This window comes from Chromobacterium sp. CCUG 30098 (assembly GCF_059916605.1).
The window spans coordinates 1-18,902 of the sequence record NZ_JAUCGS010000011.1 but is presented as its reverse complement, the minus strand read 5'-3'; the positions used below and the strand labels follow the sequence as shown (position 1 = coordinate 18,902).

Sequence of the window (18,902 nt, the reverse complement as noted above, 5' to 3'; positions counted from 1 at the left end):
GATCCATGCCCGACACTTTGTTTAAAAGCAAGCGGGCACTGAAGGTCGCCATGGTGGCTGGGGAAGCCTCTGGCGACCTTCTTGCCGCCCACCTGATGGACGCGCTGCTGGCGCGCTATCCCGACATCGAGTTCGCCGGCATCGGCGGCCCGCGGATGGAGGCCAGAGGTTTTGTCAGCCACGCGCCGCAAAGCCGGCTGGCGGTGATGGGCTATGCCGAAGTGCTCAAGCGCCTGCCGGAACTGCTGCGTATCCGCCGCACTCTGCGCGACCGCCTGATCGCGGAAAAGCCGGACGTTTTCATCGGCATCGACGCGCCGGACTTCAATCTGGACCTGGAGGCCGCGCTCAAGCGCGCCGGCATTCCCACCGTTCACTACGTCAGCCCCTCGGTCTGGGCCTGGCGGCCGGAGCGGGTGCAGAAGATAGGCCGCAGCGTCAGCCACATGCTGTGCCTGTTCCCGATGGAGCCGCCCTTATACCGTCAGGCCGGGGTGCCGGTCACCTATGTCGGCCACCCGCTGGCCAGCGAGATTCCGCTGCGCCCGGACCAGGGCGCGATGCGCGAGCAGCTGGGGCTGCCGCAGCGCGCGCCGGTGTTCACCCTGATGCCGGGCAGCCGCATCGGCGAACTGGAGCACATGGCGCCGCTGTACATCGAAACCGCCAAGCTGCTGCTGAAAAGCTATCCGGACGCCCAGTTCCTGGTGCCGCTGGCCACCCGCCCTACCATGGAGCTGTTCGACCGCATGTTGAGCCGCTGCAAGGGCTGGGATCTGCCCTTGCGCAAGCTGTTCGGCCACGCGCAGATGGCGATGATCGCCAGCGACGCGGTGCTGGTCACCAGCGGCACCGCCACGCTGGAAGTGGCGCTGACCAAGAAGCCGATGGTGATCAGCTACAAGCTGTCCCCGCTGACTTACCGCCTGGTCAAACGCAAGATCCGTCTGCCCTACGTCGGCCTGCCCAATATCCTGTGCGGCCGCTTCGTGGTGCCGGAACTGCTGCAGAAACAGGCCACGCCGGCCAAGCTGGCGGCGGAGATGCAAAGGCTGTACGAAGATCAGGATGCGCGCCGCGAGATGGTGCAGACCTTCACCGAGCTGCATCAGTCGCTGCGCCAGGACACCGCCGCGCTGGCAGCGGACGCGGTGTTGCAAGTGGCGGGGCGGCAATGAGCGGGCTGGATCTGGAGCGGATCGCCGGCGTCGACGAAGCCGGCCGCGGTCCGCTGGCCGGCGCGGTGTTCGCCGCCGCGGTGATTCTGGACCCGGCCAAGCCCATCGCCGGCCTGGCCGATTCCAAGGTGCTGAGCGAGGCCCGCCGCGATGAACTGGCGCCGCTGATCAAGCGCGACGCGCTGGCCTGGTGCATCGCCAGCGCCAGCGTCGAGGAAATCGACACGCTCAACATTCTGCACGCCACCATGCTGGCGATGACGCGGGCGGTGCAAGGCCTGCAGCCTCAGGCGACGCGCGCGCTGATCGACGGCAACCGCGTGCCCAAGGGCCTGCCGGTGCCGGGAGAAGCCATCGTCAAGGGCGACGCCAAGGTGGCGGCCATCTCCGCCGCCTCCATCCTGGCCAAGACCGCGCGCGACGCCGAACTGGTGGCGCTGGACGCTCTGCATCCGCAATACGGCTTCGCCCGCCACAAAGGCTACCCCACCGCCGAACACCTGGCCGCGCTGGAGCAGCACGGCGCCTTGCCGGCGCATCGCAAGAGCTTCGGCCCGGTCAAGGCCTGGCTGCTGCGTCAGCAGGGACAGCTGTTTTGAGCGGCGCGGCCGCCAAATCCTGTTTCCCGCCGGTGGCGCGGCCGGACGCCCGCGTCTTGGTGCTGGGCTCCTTGCCCGGCGACGCCTCCTTGCAGGCCGGCCAGTACTACGCTCATCCCCGCAATCAATTCTGGCCGCTGCTGCAGGCGATCACCGGCCGGCCGCTGGTCGAGCTGGCCTACGCCGAACGCCTGGACGCGCTGCAACAGGCCGGCGTGGCCTTGTGGGACGTGATCGCCAGCGCGCGGCGGCGCGGCAGCCTGGACGCCGACATCCGCGATCAGCAGGCCAACGATCTGCGCGAATTGGCGCAAAGCCTGCCGCGGTTGCGCGCGGTCGCCTTCAACGGCGCCACCGCCGCGCGCGCGGCCGGACAGCTGGACGGTCTGGGGCTGGACATCCTGGCCTTGCCTTCTTCCAGCCCGGCGCATACCCTGGCCTTTGACAGAAAACTTGAAGTTTGGCGGCAACTGGGACGATATTTGTAGTTGACGGCGGGACAATGCGTCGGCCGTCGCGATGAAACCACCTGGGGGAGCGAATATGGGCCATTACTGCATATGGTTTGTCACGCCGGACGACAGCGTGATGCGCCGGGCCGAAGTGGTGATCAACGGCGTGATCCATTGCCATCAGGTGCTGGAGGAGATCGAGGCGCAGCTGGCGGTGGACTGCGGCCTGACCCAGGTGATGATCGTGGACTGGAAACGTTTTGAGACGCCGGAACCCGCCAACAAGCTCGCTCACGCGGCTTAGGCGGCTAGCTCTTTGGTAGGAGTCAAGCCTACAGGCGGCCATGCTATCATGGCCGCCTGAATCTTTATGGGGGCGTCGGCGCTATGCATGTATTGGGTTTCGCCGGCTATTCCGGCAGCGGCAAGACCACCTTGCTGGAAAAACTGATTCCCCGTCTGACCGCCCGCGGCCTGCGCGTCGCCGTGGTCAAACATACCCACCACGACGTGGACTGGGACACGCCGGGCAAGGACAGCTGGCGGCATCGCCAGGCCGGCGCCGCGCAAGTGCTGTTGGCCTCGGCCCGCCGCCGCATGCTGGTGGAGGAACTGGCGGACAGCAACGATCTGCCGCTGGCCGCCCACCTGGCCATGCTGGGCCCTTGCGATCTGGTATTGGCCGAAGGCTTCAAGCACGAAGCCATTCCCAAGATAGAAGTGGTCAACAGCGCGCTGGCCGCACCGGCCTTGCATCCTGTCGATCCGCAAGTTCTGGCCGTGGTCGGCGATCTGCCGCAAACGCTGGACCTTCCCTGGTTTCACCGCGACGACGTCGACGCCGTCGCCGCCTTCCTGATTTCACGATTGGATCTGCCCCATGCTGAGCTTTGAACAAGCCCGTGACTGGCTGCTGGAGCGCGCCCAGCCGCTGAGCGCCACCGAACAAGTCGAATTGCTGGCCGCCGCCGGCCGCGTGCTGGCCGAGCCTGTGCTGGCCACGCTGGACGTGCCGCCGCACGACAATAGCGCGATGGACGGCTACGCCTTGCGCGCCGACGAACAAGCGGCGGCGATGCCGGTGTCGCAGCGGGTGCCAGCCGGCAGCGTGCCGCAGGCGCTGGCCGCCGGCAGCGTGGCGCGCATCTTCACCGGCGCGCCCATTCCGCCCGGCGCCGACGCCGTCATCATGCAGGAACAGGCGGAAACCGCCGCCGACGGCACGGTGAGCTTCAGCCAGCCGGCCAGCGCCGGCCAGAACATCCGCCGTCGCGGCGAGGACATCCGCGCCGGCCAGGAAATCCTGCCGGCTGGCAAAGTGCTGAACCCGGCCGACATCGGCCTGGCCGCGTCCATCGGCGTGGAAACGCTGACGGTGCGCCGCCCGCTGCGGGTGGCGGTGTTCTTCACCGGCGACGAACTGGTGGAGCCGGGCCGGCCGCTGGCCGCCGGCCAGATCTACAACTCCAACCGCTACTGGCTGACGCCGGCGCTGATGCGCCTGGGCTGCGAGGTGATCGATCTGGGCATTGTCCGCGATTCCCTGGGCGCCACCCGAGAGGCGCTGCGCGACGCCGCCGACGCCGCCGACGTGATCATGACCTGCGGCGGGGTGTCGGTGGGCGAGGAAGACCACGTCAAGGCCGCGGTGGAGGCCGAGGGCTCGCTGGACCTGTGGAAACTGGCGATCAAGCCGGGCAAGCCGCTGGCTTACGGCAAGGTGGGGCAGGCTGACTTCATCGGCCTGCCGGGCAATCCGGTGTCCGGCTTCGTCACCTTCCAGGTGCTGGCGCGCGCCTTCCTGGAACGGCGCGCCGGCCTGCCGGTCTCGGCGCTGGCGCCGGAAGGCCCGTATCCGGCGGCCTTCGACTGGACCCGGCCGGACGCGCGCCGCAGCGAGTTCATCCGCGTGCGGCGCGTGTGCGTCGACGGCCGCTGGCAGCTGGAGCTGTACCCGCAGCAAGGCTCCGGCGTGCTGATGTCCTGCGCCTGGGCCGACGGCCTGGTGCGGCTGGAGCCGGGCCAGGCGGTGGCGCGCGGCGACATGCTGGCCTATCTGCCGCTGGTGCAGTAAGCCGTGCCCACCATCCGCTTCGTCGATGACAAGGGCGCGCTGCTCGGCGAGCAGCAGGCCATGCCCGGAGACAATCTGCTGGACCTGGCGCGGCTGGCGGACGTGCCCCTGCATTGGCGTTGCGGCCAGGGCACTTGCGGCACCTGCAAGGTGAGGCTGGCGACGCCGGAGGCGGAGCAGCGGCCCAGCCGCAAGGAACGCAATGTGCTGCTGCGCGCCGGCGCCATAGACGCTGCCCAGGCCGCCAGCGAATGCTGGACCGAGGCGCGGCCTTGGCGGCTGGCCTGCCACCTGCATCTGAGCGAGGACGATTGGGAAGTGGAGTGTCCGGCGTTTTGAGCGCCAACAAAAAGGGCCCGTAGGGGCCCTTGTTTATGGCATTGGGCGCTCAAGCGCTCCTGCGGTACAGCGCGATCGACCCCGCCAAGGCCAGCAAGGCGCCGCCGCTGATCCGGTTCAGCCACTTCACGCCGTTTTCCCGCCACAGTTGCAGAGACTTCGCGCCCAGCAGCGCGTAGCCGCTCATCGCCAGCACGTCTATCGCCACGATCACGGCGGCCAAGGCCAGGTACTGGGGCAACTGGGCTTCGGCCGGCGAGACGAACTGAGGCAATAGCGCGGACATGAAGAAATAATACTTGGGGTTGCCCATGGCCACGGAAAAACTCTTGGCGACGGCGGCCCAGCGCGAAGGCTGGCGCGCGGCGTCTCGGATCAAGGCCGGCCCGCCTTTGGCGCGTAGCATCTGCAGGCCGACATAGGCGAGAAAGGCCACGCCCAGCCATTTGACGATCTGAAATAGCGTTTCGGACGCCGCCAGCAGCGCGCCGAAACCCAGACCCACCAACAGCACCAGCAGCAAGTCGGCCAAGACCGCGCCCAGCATGCCGTACAGCGCGTAGCGCAGGCCGAAGCGGGAACCGTTGCTCAGCGCGAGCAACACCGTCGGCCCCGGGGTGAGAATGCCGACGGACATGATGAAGGCGAAGGCGAGCAGGGTGGCGAAAGTCATGAACAAGTCTCCGTCCGGTATCGATCTCTTAATCCGCGGTCTGCCGCTCGCCGCGCGCTTCGGCCTCGCCGGCCTTGGGTTCCGGACATTCCGGGCGCAGCCAGTGGCGCAGCATGGTCAGGGCCACCGCCAGCAGGGTGGGGCCGATGAACAGGCCTATCACCCCCCAGGCGATCAGGCCGCCGATCACGCCCAGGAAGATCAGCGACAGCGGCATCTGCGCGCCCTGGCTGATCAGCAAGGGCTTCAGGATGTTGTCTATGGTGTTGATCAGCAAAAAGCCCCAGACCAGCAGAAAGATGCCCAGGCCGGTGTTGCCGATGTAAAACACCCAGGCGGCGGCCGGCAGCCAGACGATCAGCGTCGGCATCTGCGCCACCGCGACGATGAAGCAAAGGAAGCCCAGCACCAGCGCGCCGGGCACGCCGGCGATCAAGAGGCCGATCACGCACAGAATGGTCTGCGCCAGCGCGGTGCCCACCACCCCGGTGGTGACGCTGCGTATGGTGCGGGCGATCACGTCCGGCAGTTCGCCGGCCGGCGCGCCGCCCAGCTTGATCACGATCAGCTCCACCATGTCCCACAGCCGGTCGCCGTTGATCAACAGCAGGCCGGACACGATGATGGCCAGCACGATCTCCAGCAGGCTCAGGCTGAGATTGGCGCCGCCGGACAACAGCCACAGCGCGCCCTGGTTCACCGCCGGGCGGATCTTTTCGAAGAAGCCGGGCAAGTCGGCCTGCACACTGCCCCACAGCTTTTGCAGGCTTTCGCCCACCACCGGGATATTGGCGAGCCAAGCCGGCGCGTTGGGCAGGGTCAGCTGGGTCAGATCATGGGTGAGGCCGGACAGATGGGGCAGGGTGTCCGCCAGCGTCAGCGCCATCAGGCCGATGGGGATGGCCAGCGCCAGCGCCAGCGCCAACACGATGAGCAGGGCGGCCAGCTTGTGGCGCTCCCCCAGTTTTTGCCGCAGCCGGCAATGCAGCGGCCAGGCGGAAATGGCGATGATGGAGGCCCAGGTCAGGGCGCCGAGAAAGGGTTGGATCACGCGCAGGCAAGACATCACCAGCAGGGCGATGATGGCGATCTGGAACACGGCCAGAATGCTGACATTGGAGAACGCTTTATTGATGGCCATGGGGCTCTCGGAAAATGAAAACGGGCCGATCGGAAGATCGGCCCGCTGATTCTGCAATGCAATGGGCGTGAATGCAATTGGCGCTTGCGGCTATTGCGGATTCGCCGCCGCCAAGGTCTTGGCGAAGGCTTCCGCCGGGGTGAAGCCGATCACGCGGTCCGCCTCCTGGCCCAGCTTGTCGAACAGGATGATGCCCGGCGGGCCGAACAGGCCGAAGCGCTTGAGCAGCGCCTGGTGCTCGGCGTTGTTGGCGGTCACGTCGGCCTTGGCCAGCACATAGCCCTGCATCTGGCGGCTGACCGCGGCGTCCGGGAAGGTTTCCGCCTCCATCTCCTTGCAGGACACGCACCAGTCGGCGTAGAAGTCCAGCAGCAGCGGCTTGCCTTCCGTCTTGGCCCTGGCCAGCAGCGCGTCCAGCTGAGCGCTGTTCGCCACCGGCTGGAACACGGCGGCGGCCTTGGCTTCCGCCTGGCCCTGGCCCAGCCAGCGCAAGGGGTAGCGCGGGTTGTCGGCGCCGGCCAGCAGGCCGGCCAATTGGGCCGCGCCTATCAGCAGCAGCGCCACGCCGGCGGCCTTGCCCAGCCGCCGCGGCGCGCCGGCGTTGCCGGGCAGCGCTTCCAGCGCGCCCAGGGACACCGCGCTGCCTATCAGCAGCAAGGCCCACAGCAGCATCACCAGCGCGCCCGGCAGGAAGGGCGTGGCCAGCCAGATGGCCAGGCCCAGCATTACCACGCCGAAGCAGGCCTTGACGGTTTTCATCCAGCCGCCGGCGCGCGGCAGCACCTGGCCGCCGAAGGTGCCGATCAGGATCAGCGGCAGGCCCAGGCCCAGCGCCATCGCGTACAGCGCGGCCCCGCCCAGCGCGGCGTCGCCGGTGCTGCCGATATAGCCCAGCGCCAGCGCCAGCGGCGGCGCGACGCAGGGGCCGATGATCAGCGCGGACAGCGCGCCCATGATGAACACGGTGGCGAACTTGCCGCCGGACATGCGGTTGGAGGTGTCGGCCAGCCGCGACTGCAGCGCCGACGGCAGCTGGATGGTGAACAGGTCGAACATGGACAGCGCGAACACCACCATCAGCGCGCTGGCGCTCAGCACCACCGCCGGCTGTTGCAGCCACACGGTCAGCAGCGCGCCGGTGAGGCCGGCGACCACGCCGACCAGGGTATAGGTCAGCGCCAGGCCCTGCACATAGGTGAAGGACAACAGGAAACCGCGGCGGCGGGTCAGCGTTGCGCCCTGGCCGGCAATCAATGAGGAAACGATGGGCAGCAGCGGATACATGCAGGCGGTGAAGGCCATGCCTATGCCCGCCAGCAGAAAGGTGCCCAATGTGGTCAGCCAACCCTGGGCTGCCAGCTCATTGTTGCCGGCCGAGGACTTTCCCTGCGGGGAGGCCTCCGACAGCCATTCGCCCAGCTTGCCGCCGGCGGCCGGCGTGCCGCCCACCTTGAGCTTGTGGGTGTAGGGCGGGTAGCACACGCCGGCGTCGGCGCAGCCTTGCAGTTTGACCTGCAGTTCGAATTCGGCCGGCGCGTTGGGCTGCAGGGGCACGGTCACCACGTTCTTGCCGATGAACACGGTCTGCTTGCCGAAGTACTGGTCGTTCTTTTCCTTGCCGGCGGGGAACTGCGGCGCGCCCACCAGATTGGCCGGCTGGCTGCTGATCTGGGTGCGGTCGCGGTACAGGTAGTAGCCGGGGGCCACGTCCAGCGTCAGCTGAAGCTGGTCGCCGGCGCGCTCAACCTTGGCGGCGAAGGCTTGTTCGGCCGGCAGTAAGTCGTCCTGGTTGACGGCGTGCGCGGGCAGGCTCAAGCCCAGGCAGGCCAGCGTGACCGCGAGCAAGCCCACGATCCGGGATGAGAGTAGCGATAAGTTGATTGGCACGGGATGACTCTATGGTTTATGGTCGTTAGCGTTTGAATGACCGGCGCGCGCAGGCATTGGTTCCATGGCGGCCGGGCGGGGTGCGGAAGGCGGCGGACTTGGTCGCGGCCGCGTCTTGTTATGCGAAAACAATATGCATTAAATTCAAATAACGGGCAAACGGTAAGATAGAATATTTATATAAAAACTAGGGCGCAACACCAGACATCATGCGAGAAACGATTCACTTTGCTCATGCCAACAGTTTCCCGGCCTCGGTTTACCGCAAATTCCTGGACGCGCTGGGCGAGCGCTGCCAGGTGGGCTTCCTCGACGCCATCGGCCACGATCCGGCCTATCCGGTCACCGACTGCTGGCCGCATCTGGTGGAGGAAACCATCGCCCACATCGAAAGCCACTATCAGGGCCCTATCGTCGGCGTCGGCCACTCGCTGGGCGGCTTCCTGATGTTCTACGCCGCCTTGCACCGGCCGGAGCTGTTCAAACGCATCGTGATCCTGGATTCGCCGCTGATGGGGCCGTTCCGCTCGCGCGGCATCTGGCTGGCCAAGAAGCTGGGCTTCATCGATCGCATCACCCCGGGCGGCAACACCCTGAAGCGGCGCGACAACTGGGCGTCGGTGGCCATGGTTCACGACTACTTCGCCCGCAAGTCCATGTTCGCCCGCTTCGATCCGGACTGCCTGGCCGACTACGCCGAGCACGGCACGGTGGACGACGGCCAGGGCGGACGCAAGCTTAAATTCCGTCCGCGGATCGAACATGACATCTATTGTTCGCTGCCGCATGATTTTCCGCGTTATCGCGGCCAATTGAAAGTGCCGGCGGCTTTTATCGCCGGCGTCGGCTCCGACGTGTTGAAACCGGCGGACCTGCGCTTCATGCGCAAGCACTTCAATATCCAGGTGCAGATGCAGCAGGGCAGCCATCTGTTTCCGCTGGAACGGCCGGTGGAAACGGCGCGGCGCATCCTGGATCTGCTGGAGGCCTGAGCCGGGATCCGGCGGCGCAAAAAACGGAAGCCCGGGGGCTTCCGTTTTGACTGCGGCTTGCGTTTGAGCGGCGAAGCGCCGCCGCTTCCAGGCGGGCTAGATGGGGCGGATCTCTTGCGGGTAGAGCAGGGCGATATGGGCTCTGCCTTCGGAGCGGTCGGTCAAGAAGAGCTGGGCCAACAACAGATGCTGTTCCGGCAGGGAGTTCAGGTCGGTCTTGATCTTGTCGAACAGCTCGGCCTTGTAGGTGGCTTGGTCGCGGCCACCGGCTTTGCTGGAATAGGTTTTCAGCGCCCAAGCATGGCCGACATGGGCCAGCTCGGGGTTGCTCAGTCCCAGTTTGTTATAAATGACGCCTTTGGCGTCCGAGCCGTCCTCGTCGGAGTAAGCGAGCAGGGAGAAGCTAGGGCCGCTGAAATTCAGGGCGGAATTCAGCTTGTCGGCCACGTTTTCGATATAGGGCTCGAAGTAGCAGGTGTATAGCCAGGCAGGCAGCGGGATGGGCGGCTTGATGACGGGCAGTTTGATGTGGGTGGTGGGATAGAACAGGGTGATGGTGGCCTTGCCGCCCTTGCTGTCCGACAGCAAGAGCTTGGCGCCGAAAGCCTCGGCTGGCGACAAACTGTTCAGTTTGTTGCGAATCTTGTCGAATAATTCTGTATTGTAGGCGGCCTGATCGTCACCTTTGGGCTTGGCCTCGATATAGAGTTTCTGCCAGCCGGCATTGTTCTTCTGGATATTGCCCTGGTTGGCCGGCGCATAAAACACCACGCCCTTGGCCGGATTTTCTTTCTCGTCGGCCACGGCGGCGATAATGTGATGATTGGCCCGCGACAGTTCATCGGTGCGCTGCCTGATCTTCTCCAGCAGCTCATCAATATCATTCTTAAACTCGGCAATATAATCCCAATAGTTCGACATTGAATGACTCCATTGCAGTGAATGGCGCGGCGGTGTCGCGCTCTGAATGGATTGTATGTCGGTGGTAAATGTGCGCGGCTGACAAAAGCTGAACGCCGCTTCAGCGACGGCGGGCGGCATGGGCGCTTGGCGTGGGTTCTCAGGGGGCAAAGCAAAACGCCCGGCGGAGCCGGGCGTTGAAGTTGGACGACAAGTTTTACTTACAGCATCGCCAGCCGCTGGCGCACGCTGCGCTCGATGCCGGCGGCGTCCAGGCCGCAATCGGCCAGCATGCCGGCCGGGTCGCCGTGCTCCACGTAATCATCCGGCAGGCCCAGTTGCAATACCGGCTTGAGGCTGCCCATCGCCTGCATCGCCTCCAAACAGGCCGAGCCGGCGCCGCCCATCACCACGTTTTCCTCCACGGTGATGATCAGATCGTGGCTCTCCGCCAGCCGGCATACCAGTTCCGCGTCCAGCGGCTTGACGAAGCGCATATCGGCCACGGTGGCGTTCAGCGCCTCGGCGGCGGCCAGGGCCGGCGTCACCATGCTGCCGAAGGCGAGGAAGGCCACTTTTTCGCCCTGGCGGCGCAGCAGGCCCTTGCCCAGCGGCAGCGCCGTCATCTCGGCCTGGATCTCGGCGCCGGGGCCGGTGCCGCGCGGATAGCGCACCGCGGCCGGGCTGTTCATCTGGAAGCCGGTGTACAGCATCTGCCGGCATTCGTTCTCGTCCGAGGGCGCCATCACCGTCAGATTGGGAATGCAGCGCAGGAAGGACAGATCGAAGGCGCCCGCGTGGGTGGGGCCGTCCGCGCCCACCAGGCCGGCGCGGTCGATGGCGAACAGCACCGGCAGATTCTGCAGCGCCACGTCGTGGATCAGCTGGTCGTAAGCGCGCTGCAGGAAGGTGGAGTAGATCGCCACCACCGGTTTGACGCCGTCGCAGGCTAGGCCGGCGGCGAAGGTGACCGCGTGCTGTTCGGCGATGGCCACGTCGTAATAGCGGTCCGCGTGCTCCTGCTCGAAGCGCACCAGGCCGGAGCCCTCGCGCATCGCCGGGGTGATGCCCACCAGGCGCGGGTCGCGCTTGGCCATGTCGCAGATCCAGTCGCCGAACACCTGGGTGTATTGCGGCTTGCCGCCGCCCTTGCCGCTGGCCAGGCCGTTGCTGGGGTCGAACTTGGTGACGCCGTGGTATTTGACCGGGTCGCTCTCCGCCAGCTTGTAGCCGTGGCCCTTCTTGGTGACGATGTGCAGGAACTGCGGGCCTTTGAGGCTGCGGATATTGCTCAGGGTGTCCACCAGCACGTCCACGTCGTGACCGTCGATCGGGCCGATGTAGTTGAAGCCGAACTCCTCGAACAGGGTGCCGGGGGTGAAGAAGCCCTTGACGTGCTCCTCCACCTTGCTGGCGATCTCCTTCAGCGGCGGGGCGATGCCCAGCACCTTGCTGGAGCCTTCGCGCATCGCCGCGTAGAAGCGGCCGGACATCAGCTTGGCCAGGTAGTTGTTCAGCGCGCCGACATTGGGTGAGATCGACATCTCGTTGTCGTTGAGCACCACCAGCAGATCGGTGTCCATCGCGCCGGCGTTGTTGAGGGCCTCGAAGGCCTGGCCGGCGGTCATGGAGCCGTCGCCGATGATGGCCACGCACTTGCGCTCAATGCCCTGGGTCTTGGCGGCCACCGCCATGCCCAGCGCCGCGCCGATGGAGGTGGAGGAATGGCCGACGCCGAAGGTGTCGTACGGCGATTCGTCGCGCTTGGGAAAGCCGGCCAGGCCGCCTTTCTGGCGCATGCTGCCCATGCGCTCGCGGCGGCCGGTCAGAATCTTGTGCGGGTAGGTTTGATGGCCCACGTCCCACACCAGGCGGTCGTCCGGGGTGTTGAACACATAGTGCAGGGCGATGGTCAGCTCGATGCTGCCCAGGTTGGAGGCGAAGTGGCCGCCGGTCTTGCTGACGCTTTCCACCAGGAAGTCGCGCAGTTCCGTGGCCAGCGGCGCAAGCTGCTGGCGCGACAGCTTGCGCAGGTCGGTGGGGCTTTGAATGGTCTCGAGCAAGGGATACATAGTTTTCTGCTTCTCAGAACGAGCGCGCGACGATGTAGTCGGCCAGTTCCTTCAATCGTTGGGCGGAATCGCCAAATCCTTCCAGCGCGGCAAACGCCTCGTCGCGCAAGTCGCGGGCAAACTGCTTGGCTTCGGACAGCCCCATCAGGCTGACGTAGGTGGGCTTGTCGTGGGCGGCGTCCTTGCCGGCGGTCTTGCCCAGGGTGGCGGTGTCCGCTTCGCAGTCCAGCACGTCGTCCACCACCTGGAAGGCCAGGCCCATGCGCTTGGCGAACACGTCCAGGCGGGCGGTCTCGTTCTCGCTCAGCGGCCGGCCGGCCATGGCGCCCAGCAGCACCGACGCGCGGATCAGCGCGCCGGTTTTCAGCAAATGCATATACTCCAGCTCAGGCTGATTCAGCGCCTTGCCCACGCTGGCCAGATCGATGGCCTGGCCGCCGGCCATGCCGGCGTGGCCGGCGGCGCGCGCCAGCGTATGCGTCATCGCCAGCTGGGCGGAGGCCTCCACGCCGGCCATGGGCGCGGAGAGCACGTCGAAAGCCAGGGTTTGCAGCGCGTCGCCCACCAGGAGCGCGGTGGCCTCGTCGTAAGCCACGTGGCAAGTGGGCTTGCCGCGGCGCAGCACGTCGTCGTCCATACAGGGCATGTCGTCGTGCACCAGGGAATAGACGTGGACCATCTCCAGCGCGGAGCCGATGCGGGCCAGATTGTCGGCCGAGGCGCCTACCAGTTCGCCGGCGGCGAACACCAGCAGCGGGCGCACCCGCTTGCCGCCGCCCAGGCAGACGTAGCGCATCGCTTCGTGCAATTTTTGCGGCGTGTGCTGGGGGGAGGGCAGCAGGCGCTCCAGCGCGCCTTCCACTTGCTGCTGGATCTCGGTCATCCAGGCCATGAACGGTTTATTGTCCATTGGACAATTCCAGCGGTTTGAGTTCGTTGTTTTCCAGGATTTTCAGCTGCTGTTCCGCGTCGGCCAGTTTGGTCTGGCAGAACTTGATCAATTCTATGCCCTGCTTGTAGGAGCCGAGCGCCGTTTCCAGCGGCATGTCGCCGCTTTCCATCGCCTGGATGATGTCTTCCAGTTGGGCCAGTGCGGTTTCGAAACTGGCCGGCGCTTTGCTGGCTTTAGCCATGGCGTTTTCCTTATTGTGCTTTGTGGTGGCCGGGCCGTGCGTGTTCTATCGGTGTCGCGAGGGCGCGGGCGGCTCTTTAAGGCCGTCATTCTAGTCCAATTTCCCGGTGCGGCGACAGAGGCGATTGAGCGCTTTTGGCAAGCGCGAATGCCGTAGAGATACCGGCGGCGCGGAAAGTGAACGCGCCTAGCGGACAATTCCCCGCCGCCCGCATTTGCGGTAGGGTGTCGCCAATTGAAAACGACAGGGGCCAGCATGCATTCGCAACCATCCATTCTGATCACCGGCTGCTCCAGCGGCATCGGCTACCATACCGCCGTCATCCTGGCCCAGCGCGGCTGGCGCGTGATCGCCAGCTGCCGCGCCGCCGCCGACGTGGAGCGCCTGCGCAGCGAGGGCATGACTTGCATCCGGCTGGACGTGGACGACGCCGATTCCATCCGCGACGGCCTGGCCCAGGCGGTGGAACTGGCCGGCGGCCGCCTGGACGCCTTGTTCAACAACGCGGGCTTCGGCCAGCCGGGCGCGGTGGAGGACATCAGCCGCGCGGCGATGCGCGAGCAGTTCGAAACCAATCTGTTCGGCCCCTGGGAGCTGAGCAACGCCGCGCTCAAAGTGATGCGCGCCCAGGGTCATGGCCGCATCGTGTTCAACAGCTCCATTCTGGGCTTCGCCGCCATGCGCTGGCGCGGCGCTTACAACGCCAGCAAGTTCGCGATGGAAGGCCTGTGCGACACCCTGCGCCACGAGCTGCACGGCACCGACATCCATGTGTCCCTGGTGGAGCCGGGGCCGATAGAAAGCCGCTTCCGCCCCAATGCGCTGGCGCGTTTCCTGAAGAACGTGGACATCGACGCCAGTTTTCACCGCGAGGCCTATCAGCAGCAGCTGGCGCGGCTGAAGAAAGAGGGCCACGCCGCGCCGTTCACCCTGCCGGCCAGCGCGGTGGCGGAGGCGGTGCACCGCGCCATCACCGCGGCCAAGCCGGCGGCGCGCTACCGGGTGACTTTCCCCACCAAATTGTATTGGTGGCTGCGTCGCCTGCTGCCAACCCGTTGTTTTGACTGGGCATTGCGCGCGGCCACCTGAGACGGCGCCAAGTCCTTGGCTTAGCATGAGTTTTTCTATGCATAGACATGTATTTTCTTTGATGCCATTTTGATAGTTTCTTGTTGATCTAGCCCGCGGATTCGCTTTACAGTCACGGCACTTGCTCATGGCATTTCCTCATGCCGGAGCAGGCATAACAATAGAGACGCCGGGTTTCCCGGCTCCGTGACACAAAGGAGTAAGCGAGATGAATCGCTGGAAATGGCTGCCCCTGCTGCTGGCGGGGGCGGGCCTGCTCGCGTCCGCGCAAGCGGCCGATATGAGCAAGACGCTAAAGGTGTCCTTCCTGGCGCCCGAGACCGGATTCGACCCGGCCAAGATGAGCGATATTTATTCGCTGGGCGTGATCGAGAACATTTTCGACAACCTGCTCAGGTACGACTACCTGGCGCGGCCGCTCAAGCTCAAGCCGGGCACCGCCGTGGCCCTGCCGGAGATTTCGGCGGACGGCCAGGTGTTCACCTTCAAGGTCCGGCCCGGCATTTATTTTGCCGACGACCCGGCCTTCAAGGGCAAGAAGCGCGAGCTGACCGCGGCGGACTACGCCTACAGCATCAAGCGCTTCGCCGACCCCAAGGTCAGCTCGCCCAACGCCACTTCCTATACCGACTACGTGCTGGGATTGGCGGAGGCGGGCAGCGCCGCCAGCAAGAAAGGGCGCTTCGACTACGACAAGCCTATCGAAGGCATCAAGGCGCTGGACCGCTACACCCTGCAGCTGACGCTGAAAAAGCCCAATTACAACTTCCTCTACACCGTGGCCGCCAAATTCAGCGGCGCGGTGGCGCGCGAGGTGATTGAAACCTACGACAGCAACACCAACGCCCACCCGGTGGGCACCGGACCGTTTGTGCTGAAGGAATGGAAGCCGGGCAACCGCATCATCCTGGAGGCCAATCCCGGCTACCGCAAGGAAGTGTTCGCCGACGAGCCGGCCGCCGACGCGCCGCCGCAGGACCGCGAAATCGCCGAGCAACTGCGCGGCAAGACCCTGCCTGTCATCGGCCGCGTGGACATCAAGGTGATAGAAGAAGAACAGCCGCGCTGGCTGTCCTTCCTCAACAAGCAGATCGACTACATCGGCGTGCCCAAGTCCGCCATCCCGTCCACCGTGCACAGCAGCGAGGCCAACCCCTTCCAGGCCAGCCTCAACCCGACGCTGGCGCAGCGCGGCATCCGCCTGCACCACAATCTGGGCATGGACCTGACTTACGCCTTCTTCAATATGCGTGACCCGGTGGTGGGCGGCTACAGCAAGCAAAAGATCGCCTTGCGCCGCGCCATCGCCATGGCCTACCCCAGCAAGGAAGTGATCAAGCTCTTGTACAGCGGCCAGGCCATCCAGCTGCAAAACCTGGTGCCCTTGAACATGGTGGGCAACGATCCGCGCTTTCACGGCGCGGCGGACTTCGATCCGGCGCTGGCCAACGCGCTGCTGGACCAGGCCGGCTACAAGATCGGTCCGGACGGCTACCGCCGCCAGCCCAACGGCCAGCCGCTGCTGATCACCCAGGCCACCCAGGGCAGCGCTTTCGACAAGCAGTTCAACCAGATCTGGCAGAAGGCCTTTGACAGCATCAAGCTGCGCGTCACCTTCAAAGTGGCCAAATGGAACGAAAACCTCAAGGCCGCCTACGCCGGCAAGGTGCAGATGTGGTCCTTGGGCGGTTCCGCCGCCATTCCGGACGGCGACGACTTCGTCACCGGCCTGTGGACCAAGCAGATCGGCATCGGCAACCTGCCCTTCTTCAGCCGGCCGGAGTTCGACAAGGCCTATGAGGCGTCGCAAGTGCTGCCCAACGGGTCGGAACGCGACGCGCTGTTCGACCGCATGAACCGGGTGGTGGCCGCTTACCAGCCCTATGTGCTGGGCGTGACCCGCTTCGAAAACGTCGTCAGCCACGACTATCTCAAGGGTTACAAGCCGCATCCGCTGGCCACGATTGGGGTGTCCTGGCGTTATGTCGACATCGACCTGAGCAAGCGCCGCTAAGCGCCTTGATCCGGGGCGCAGCCGCGCCGCTATATTCTGGAGAAGCAGATGTTCAATTTCATCATCCGCCGAATCTGGCAGATGGTGCCGACGATGTTCGGCGTCATGCTGCTGGTGTTCGTGCTGTTCAACTGGGTGGGCGGAGACCCCACCTACATCCTGGCCGGCAAACGCCTGACGCCGGAAATCATGGCCAATATCCGCGCCCAGCTGGGCCTGGACCTGAGCCTGCCGCAGCAGTTCTGGCTCTTCGTCAAGCAAGTGGCCACCTTCGACTTCGGCACCTCCTGGTCCACCCAGCAGTCCGTCACCGCCACGCTGGCTTCGCGCATCGGCCCCTCGCTGACGCTGACCGGCACCTTGCTGGTGTTCGAACTGCTGACCGCGCTGCCCATCGCCATCGTCGTGGCTTACTACCGCGGCACGCTGACCGACCGCATGGTGACGCTGATCTGCACCGTGGCCATGTCCGTCAGCTCGCTGGCCTACATCATCGTCGGCCAATACCTGCTGGCCTTCAAACTGGACTGGTTCCCGGTGATGGGCTGGGACGACGACAGCCTGCTGCGCAGCTTGCTGATCTATGTGCCGCTGCCGCTGATCCTGGGCATGCTGGTGTCGCTGGCGCCCAATGTGCGCTTCTACCGCAGCTTCGTGGTGGAAGAACTGGGCCACGACTACGTGCGCACCGCGCGCGCCAAGGGTTTGTCGGAAAAAACCGTGCTGTTCAAGCATGTGCTGCGCAACGCGCTGATCCCGGTGGTCACCGCGGTGATGATGTCCTTGCCCTTCCTGGTGCTGGGCTCGATGCTGCTGGAGCGCTTTTTCGGCATTCCCGGCATGGGCAATGAACTGCTGATGGCGGTGGACAAGAGCGATTTCCCGGTGATCAAGGCCATTACCGTGACCATCGCCGCCGCCGCCATGGTGTTCAACCTGCTGGCCGACATCATCTACAAGTGGATCGATCCACGCGTGCAACTCAAGTGAGCGCGGAGCACAAGACATGACAACATTGCAAAACACTGCCGGCGCGCCGCCGGCCGCCCCCTCGCGCAGCCTGTGGGCGCTGGGCTGGCAACGCTTGAAGCGCGACCGCATCGGCTTCGTCTCCCTGTGGGTGGTGGCCGCCTTCATGTTGCTGGCCGCCGCCGGCTGGCTCAATCTGGCCGGCCGCGGCTGGAACGACGAAATCGCCGCCTCCTACGCGCCGCCCACTTTATTGCTGGAGAAATACCGCCAGCAGGAAACGCCGGCCGCGGCCGGCGGCCAGTCCACCGCCATCGTGCCCACCGAACGCTTGAAACCGTCGGAAGATCCCATTCACGACTGGCTGGAAGCCGCGCGCCCGCACGCCGCCCAGTACGCGGTGCCGGAAGTGAAGAAAGTGGCGTCGCTGACCTTTGGCGCGGACCAGCGCGGCCGCGACATCCTGGACAAGGTGATCAAGGGCACCGCCACTTCGCTGCTGGTGGGCTTCTTCGGCGCGCTGCTGTCCATCCTGATCGGCACCTCACTGGGCGCGATGGCCGGCTACTTCGGCCGCAAGGTGGACGACTTCCTGATGTGGTTCTACAGCGTGTTCACCTCGGTGCCGGACATGCTGTTGCTGCTCGCCTTCGCCGCCGTGGCCGGGCGCGGCATCGCCACCGTCATCCTGGTGCTGTCGCTGACCAGCTGGACCGGCACCTTCCGCCTGGTGCGGGCCGAGTTCATCAAGAACCGCTCGCGCGAGTACGTGCAGGCCGCCGACGCCATCGGCGCCAGCCACAGCCGCCGCATGTTCATCCACATCCTGCCCAATGTCTCCCACCTGCTGCTGGTGCAGTTCTCCCTCTTGATGGTGGGCCTGATCAAGTACGAAGTGATCCTGTCCTTCCTGGGCTTCGGCGTGGACGTGCGCCAAGTGAGCTGGGGCTCCATGCTGGCGGAAGTGCCGGAAGAGCTGTTGCAGGGTTATTGGTGGCAGCTGGCCATGGTGGTGGTGTTCATGTCCACCCTGGTGACCGCCTTCAGCATGTTGACCGATGCGCTGCGCGACGCGCTGGACCCGCGCGCGGCGGCGAAGTAAGCGGGGAGAACAGACTATGACTCAGAACCAGACCCTGCTGTCGGTGCGCAATCTCAAAGTGGCGTTCCGTCAGGAGAACGGCGGCGATTTCCAGGCGCTCAAGGGCGTCAGCTTCGACATCCCGGCCAAGCGCACCGTGGCCTTGGTGGGCGAATCCGGCTCCGGCAAATCGGTGACCTCCATGGCCATCATGCGCCTGCTGTCGCCGCAGCACGCCAGCATCCACCCGGACAGCCAGATCCTGCTGCAAGGGCGGGATCTGCTCAAGGCCGGCGGCGCCGAGATGCG

General features: G+C 65.4%; 20 protein-coding genes. 13 read left to right on the top strand and 7 right to left on the bottom strand.

Annotation, left to right across the window (positions count from 1 at the left end; translation table 11 throughout):
- Nucleotides 1-5: 5 nt before the first annotated feature.
- From lpxB to QUG03_RS20170, 7 genes are all read left to right on the top strand, one after another.
- Nucleotides 6-1,178: a lipid-A-disaccharide synthase gene (gene lpxB / locus QUG03_RS20200; protein WP_107799108.1), complete on the top strand. Its 1,173-nt coding sequence runs from the start codon at nucleotides 6-8 to the stop codon at nucleotides 1,176-1,178.
- Nucleotides 1,175-1,777 carry a ribonuclease HII gene (rnhB, locus tag QUG03_RS20195; protein WP_107799107.1) on the top strand — a complete coding sequence of 201 codons (603 nt, stop codon included), beginning with the start codon at nucleotides 1,175-1,177 and terminating at the stop codon, nucleotides 1,775-1,777. The genes lpxB and rnhB overlap by 4 nt, the downstream gene beginning before the upstream one ends.
- Entirely contained in the window at nucleotides 1,774-2,265 is a 492-nt protein-coding gene (locus QUG03_RS20190) for a DNA-deoxyinosine glycosylase (RefSeq protein WP_253315389.1), read from the top strand. Before rnhB ends, QUG03_RS20190 begins: the two co-directional genes overlap by 4 nt.
- Before the next feature lie 55 nt (nucleotides 2,266-2,320).
- Nucleotides 2,321-2,533: a hypothetical protein gene (locus tag QUG03_RS20185; RefSeq protein ID WP_166453119.1), complete on the top strand. Its 213-nt coding sequence runs from the start codon at nucleotides 2,321-2,323 to the stop codon at nucleotides 2,531-2,533.
- Between the two features lie 83 nt (nucleotides 2,534-2,616).
- Entirely contained in the window at nucleotides 2,617-3,123 is a 507-nt protein-coding gene (mobB, locus tag QUG03_RS20180) for a molybdopterin-guanine dinucleotide biosynthesis protein B (protein ID WP_227103859.1), read from the top strand.
- Complete coding sequence (locus QUG03_RS20175) at nucleotides 3,110-4,303, top strand: molybdopterin molybdotransferase MoeA (protein WP_488877732.1); 1,194 nt, start codon at nucleotides 3,110-3,112, stop codon at nucleotides 4,301-4,303. The genes mobB and QUG03_RS20175 overlap by 14 nt, the downstream gene beginning before the upstream one ends.
- 3 nt (nucleotides 4,304-4,306) lie before the next feature.
- Nucleotides 4,307-4,642 (top strand): 2Fe-2S iron-sulfur cluster-binding protein, encoded by a 336-nt coding sequence (locus QUG03_RS20170; RefSeq protein WP_107799103.1) that lies wholly within the window; start codon nucleotides 4,307-4,309, stop codon nucleotides 4,640-4,642.
- Nucleotides 4,643-4,691: 49 nt separating this feature from the next.
- Here QUG03_RS20170 and QUG03_RS20165 read toward each other — a convergent pair whose 3' ends face one another.
- The 3 genes from QUG03_RS20165 to dsbD form a co-directional block, all read right to left on the bottom strand.
- A complete protein-coding gene (locus tag QUG03_RS20165; RefSeq protein WP_107799102.1) occupies nucleotides 4,692-5,315 on the bottom strand; it encodes a LysE family translocator in 624 nt (207 codons plus the stop codon).
- A 28-nt stretch (nucleotides 5,316-5,343) separates the two neighbouring features.
- Nucleotides 5,344-6,456 (bottom strand): AI-2E family transporter, encoded by a 1,113-nt coding sequence (locus QUG03_RS20160; RefSeq protein WP_107799101.1) that lies wholly within the window; start codon nucleotides 6,454-6,456, stop codon nucleotides 5,344-5,346.
- Nucleotides 6,457-6,546: 90 nt separating this feature from the next.
- Nucleotides 6,547-8,301: a protein-disulfide reductase DsbD gene (dsbD, locus tag QUG03_RS20155; protein ID WP_256477518.1), complete on the bottom strand. Its 1,755-nt coding sequence runs from the start codon at nucleotides 8,299-8,301 to the stop codon at nucleotides 6,547-6,549.
- A 251-nt stretch (nucleotides 8,302-8,552) separates the two neighbouring features.
- Here dsbD and QUG03_RS20150 point away from each other — a divergent pair, with 251 nt between their 5' ends.
- The gene (locus QUG03_RS20150) at nucleotides 8,553-9,335 is read left to right on the top strand and encodes an alpha/beta fold hydrolase (protein WP_500820803.1); all 783 of its coding nucleotides are present in this window, start codon (nucleotides 8,553-8,555) and stop codon (nucleotides 9,333-9,335) included.
- 96 nt (nucleotides 9,336-9,431) lie between these two features.
- Here QUG03_RS20150 and QUG03_RS20145 read toward each other — a convergent pair whose 3' ends face one another.
- The 4 genes from QUG03_RS20145 to QUG03_RS20130 all read right to left on the bottom strand — a co-directional run bounded on the left by QUG03_RS20145 (nucleotide 9,432) and on the right by QUG03_RS20130 (nucleotide 13,440).
- Entirely contained in the window at nucleotides 9,432-10,376 is a 945-nt protein-coding gene (locus tag QUG03_RS20145) for a hypothetical protein (protein WP_500820802.1), read from the bottom strand.
- 80 nt (nucleotides 10,377-10,456) lie between these two features.
- Nucleotides 10,457-12,307, bottom strand: coding sequence for a 1-deoxy-D-xylulose-5-phosphate synthase (gene dxs, locus QUG03_RS20140; protein ID WP_500820801.1), 1,851 nt, complete (start codon nucleotides 12,305-12,307; stop codon nucleotides 10,457-10,459).
- A gap of 13 nt (nucleotides 12,308-12,320) precedes the next feature.
- Nucleotides 12,321-13,217, bottom strand: a complete 897-nt coding sequence (locus QUG03_RS20135; RefSeq protein ID WP_488906585.1) for a polyprenyl synthetase family protein — start codon at nucleotides 13,215-13,217, stop codon at nucleotides 12,321-12,323.
- Complete coding sequence (locus QUG03_RS20130; protein WP_048412271.1) at nucleotides 13,207-13,440, bottom strand: exodeoxyribonuclease VII small subunit; 234 nt, start codon at nucleotides 13,438-13,440, stop codon at nucleotides 13,207-13,209. The genes QUG03_RS20135 and QUG03_RS20130 overlap by 11 nt, the downstream gene beginning before the upstream one ends.
- Nucleotides 13,441-13,695: 255 nt before the next feature.
- Here QUG03_RS20130 and QUG03_RS20125 point away from each other — a divergent pair, with 255 nt between their 5' ends.
- The 5 genes from QUG03_RS20125 to QUG03_RS20105 form a co-directional block, all read left to right on the top strand.
- Nucleotides 13,696-14,529, top strand: a complete 834-nt coding sequence (locus tag QUG03_RS20125) for an SDR family NAD(P)-dependent oxidoreductase (RefSeq protein ID WP_107799095.1) — start codon at nucleotides 13,696-13,698, stop codon at nucleotides 14,527-14,529.
- 208 nt (nucleotides 14,530-14,737) lie between these two features.
- On the top strand, nucleotides 14,738-16,543 hold the full coding sequence (locus QUG03_RS20120) for an ABC transporter substrate-binding protein (RefSeq protein WP_500820800.1): 1,806 nt from the start codon (nucleotides 14,738-14,740) through the stop codon (nucleotides 16,541-16,543).
- A 48-nt stretch (nucleotides 16,544-16,591) separates the two neighbouring features.
- Nucleotides 16,592-17,533 (top strand): ABC transporter permease, encoded by a 942-nt coding sequence (locus tag QUG03_RS20115; RefSeq protein WP_107799093.1) that lies wholly within the window; start codon nucleotides 16,592-16,594, stop codon nucleotides 17,531-17,533.
- A gap of 16 nt (nucleotides 17,534-17,549) precedes the next feature.
- On the top strand, nucleotides 17,550-18,614 hold the full coding sequence (locus QUG03_RS20110; protein ID WP_253315383.1) for an ABC transporter permease: 1,065 nt from the start codon (nucleotides 17,550-17,552) through the stop codon (nucleotides 18,612-18,614).
- 16 nt (nucleotides 18,615-18,630) lie between these two features.
- A partial coding sequence (locus QUG03_RS20105) for an ATP-binding cassette domain-containing protein (RefSeq protein ID WP_500820799.1) occupies nucleotides 18,631-18,902 on the top strand: 272 nt, incomplete at its 3' end.

Bases quoted from the DNA above. Each gene is read 5' to 3' on its own strand.
- QUG03_RS20150 (WP_500820803.1), top strand. From the start codon at position 8,553: ATGCGAGAAACGATTCACTTTGCTCATGCCAACAGTTTCCCGGCCTCG.
- QUG03_RS20115 (WP_107799093.1), top strand. From the start codon at position 16,592: ATGTTCAATTTCATCATCCGCCGAATCTGGCAGATGGTGCCGACGATG.
- QUG03_RS20165 (WP_107799102.1), bottom strand. From the start codon at position 5,315: ATGACTTTCGCCACCCTGCTCGCCTTCGCCTTCATCATGTCCGTCGGC.
- dxs (WP_500820801.1), bottom strand. From the start codon at position 12,307: ATGTATCCCTTGCTCGAGACCATTCAAAGCCCCACCGACCTGCGCAAG.
- QUG03_RS20160 (WP_107799101.1), bottom strand. From the start codon at position 6,456: ATGGCCATCAATAAAGCGTTCTCCAATGTCAGCATTCTGGCCGTGTTC.
- QUG03_RS20185 (WP_166453119.1), top strand. From the start codon at position 2,321: ATGGGCCATTACTGCATATGGTTTGTCACGCCGGACGACAGCGTGATG.
- lpxB (WP_107799108.1), top strand. From the start codon at position 6: ATGCCCGACACTTTGTTTAAAAGCAAGCGGGCACTGAAGGTCGCCATG.
- QUG03_RS20145 (WP_500820802.1), bottom strand. From the start codon at position 10,376: ATGCCGCCCGCCGTCGCTGAAGCGGCGTTCAGCTTTTGTCAGCCGCGC.
- QUG03_RS20135 (WP_488906585.1), bottom strand. From the start codon at position 13,217: ATGGACAATAAACCGTTCATGGCCTGGATGACCGAGATCCAGCAGCAA.
- QUG03_RS20120 (WP_500820800.1), top strand. From the start codon at position 14,738: ATGAATCGCTGGAAATGGCTGCCCCTGCTGCTGGCGGGGGCGGGCCTG.
- QUG03_RS20110 (WP_253315383.1), top strand. From the start codon at position 17,550: ATGACAACATTGCAAAACACTGCCGGCGCGCCGCCGGCCGCCCCCTCG.
- rnhB (WP_107799107.1), top strand. From the start codon at position 1,175: ATGAGCGGGCTGGATCTGGAGCGGATCGCCGGCGTCGACGAAGCCGGC.
- QUG03_RS20130 (WP_048412271.1), bottom strand. From the start codon at position 13,440: ATGGCTAAAGCCAGCAAAGCGCCGGCCAGTTTCGAAACCGCACTGGCC.
- QUG03_RS20125 (WP_107799095.1), top strand. From the start codon at position 13,696: ATGCATTCGCAACCATCCATTCTGATCACCGGCTGCTCCAGCGGCATC.
- QUG03_RS20175 (WP_488877732.1), top strand. From the start codon at position 3,110: ATGCTGAGCTTTGAACAAGCCCGTGACTGGCTGCTGGAGCGCGCCCAG.
- mobB (WP_227103859.1), top strand. From the start codon at position 2,617: ATGCATGTATTGGGTTTCGCCGGCTATTCCGGCAGCGGCAAGACCACC.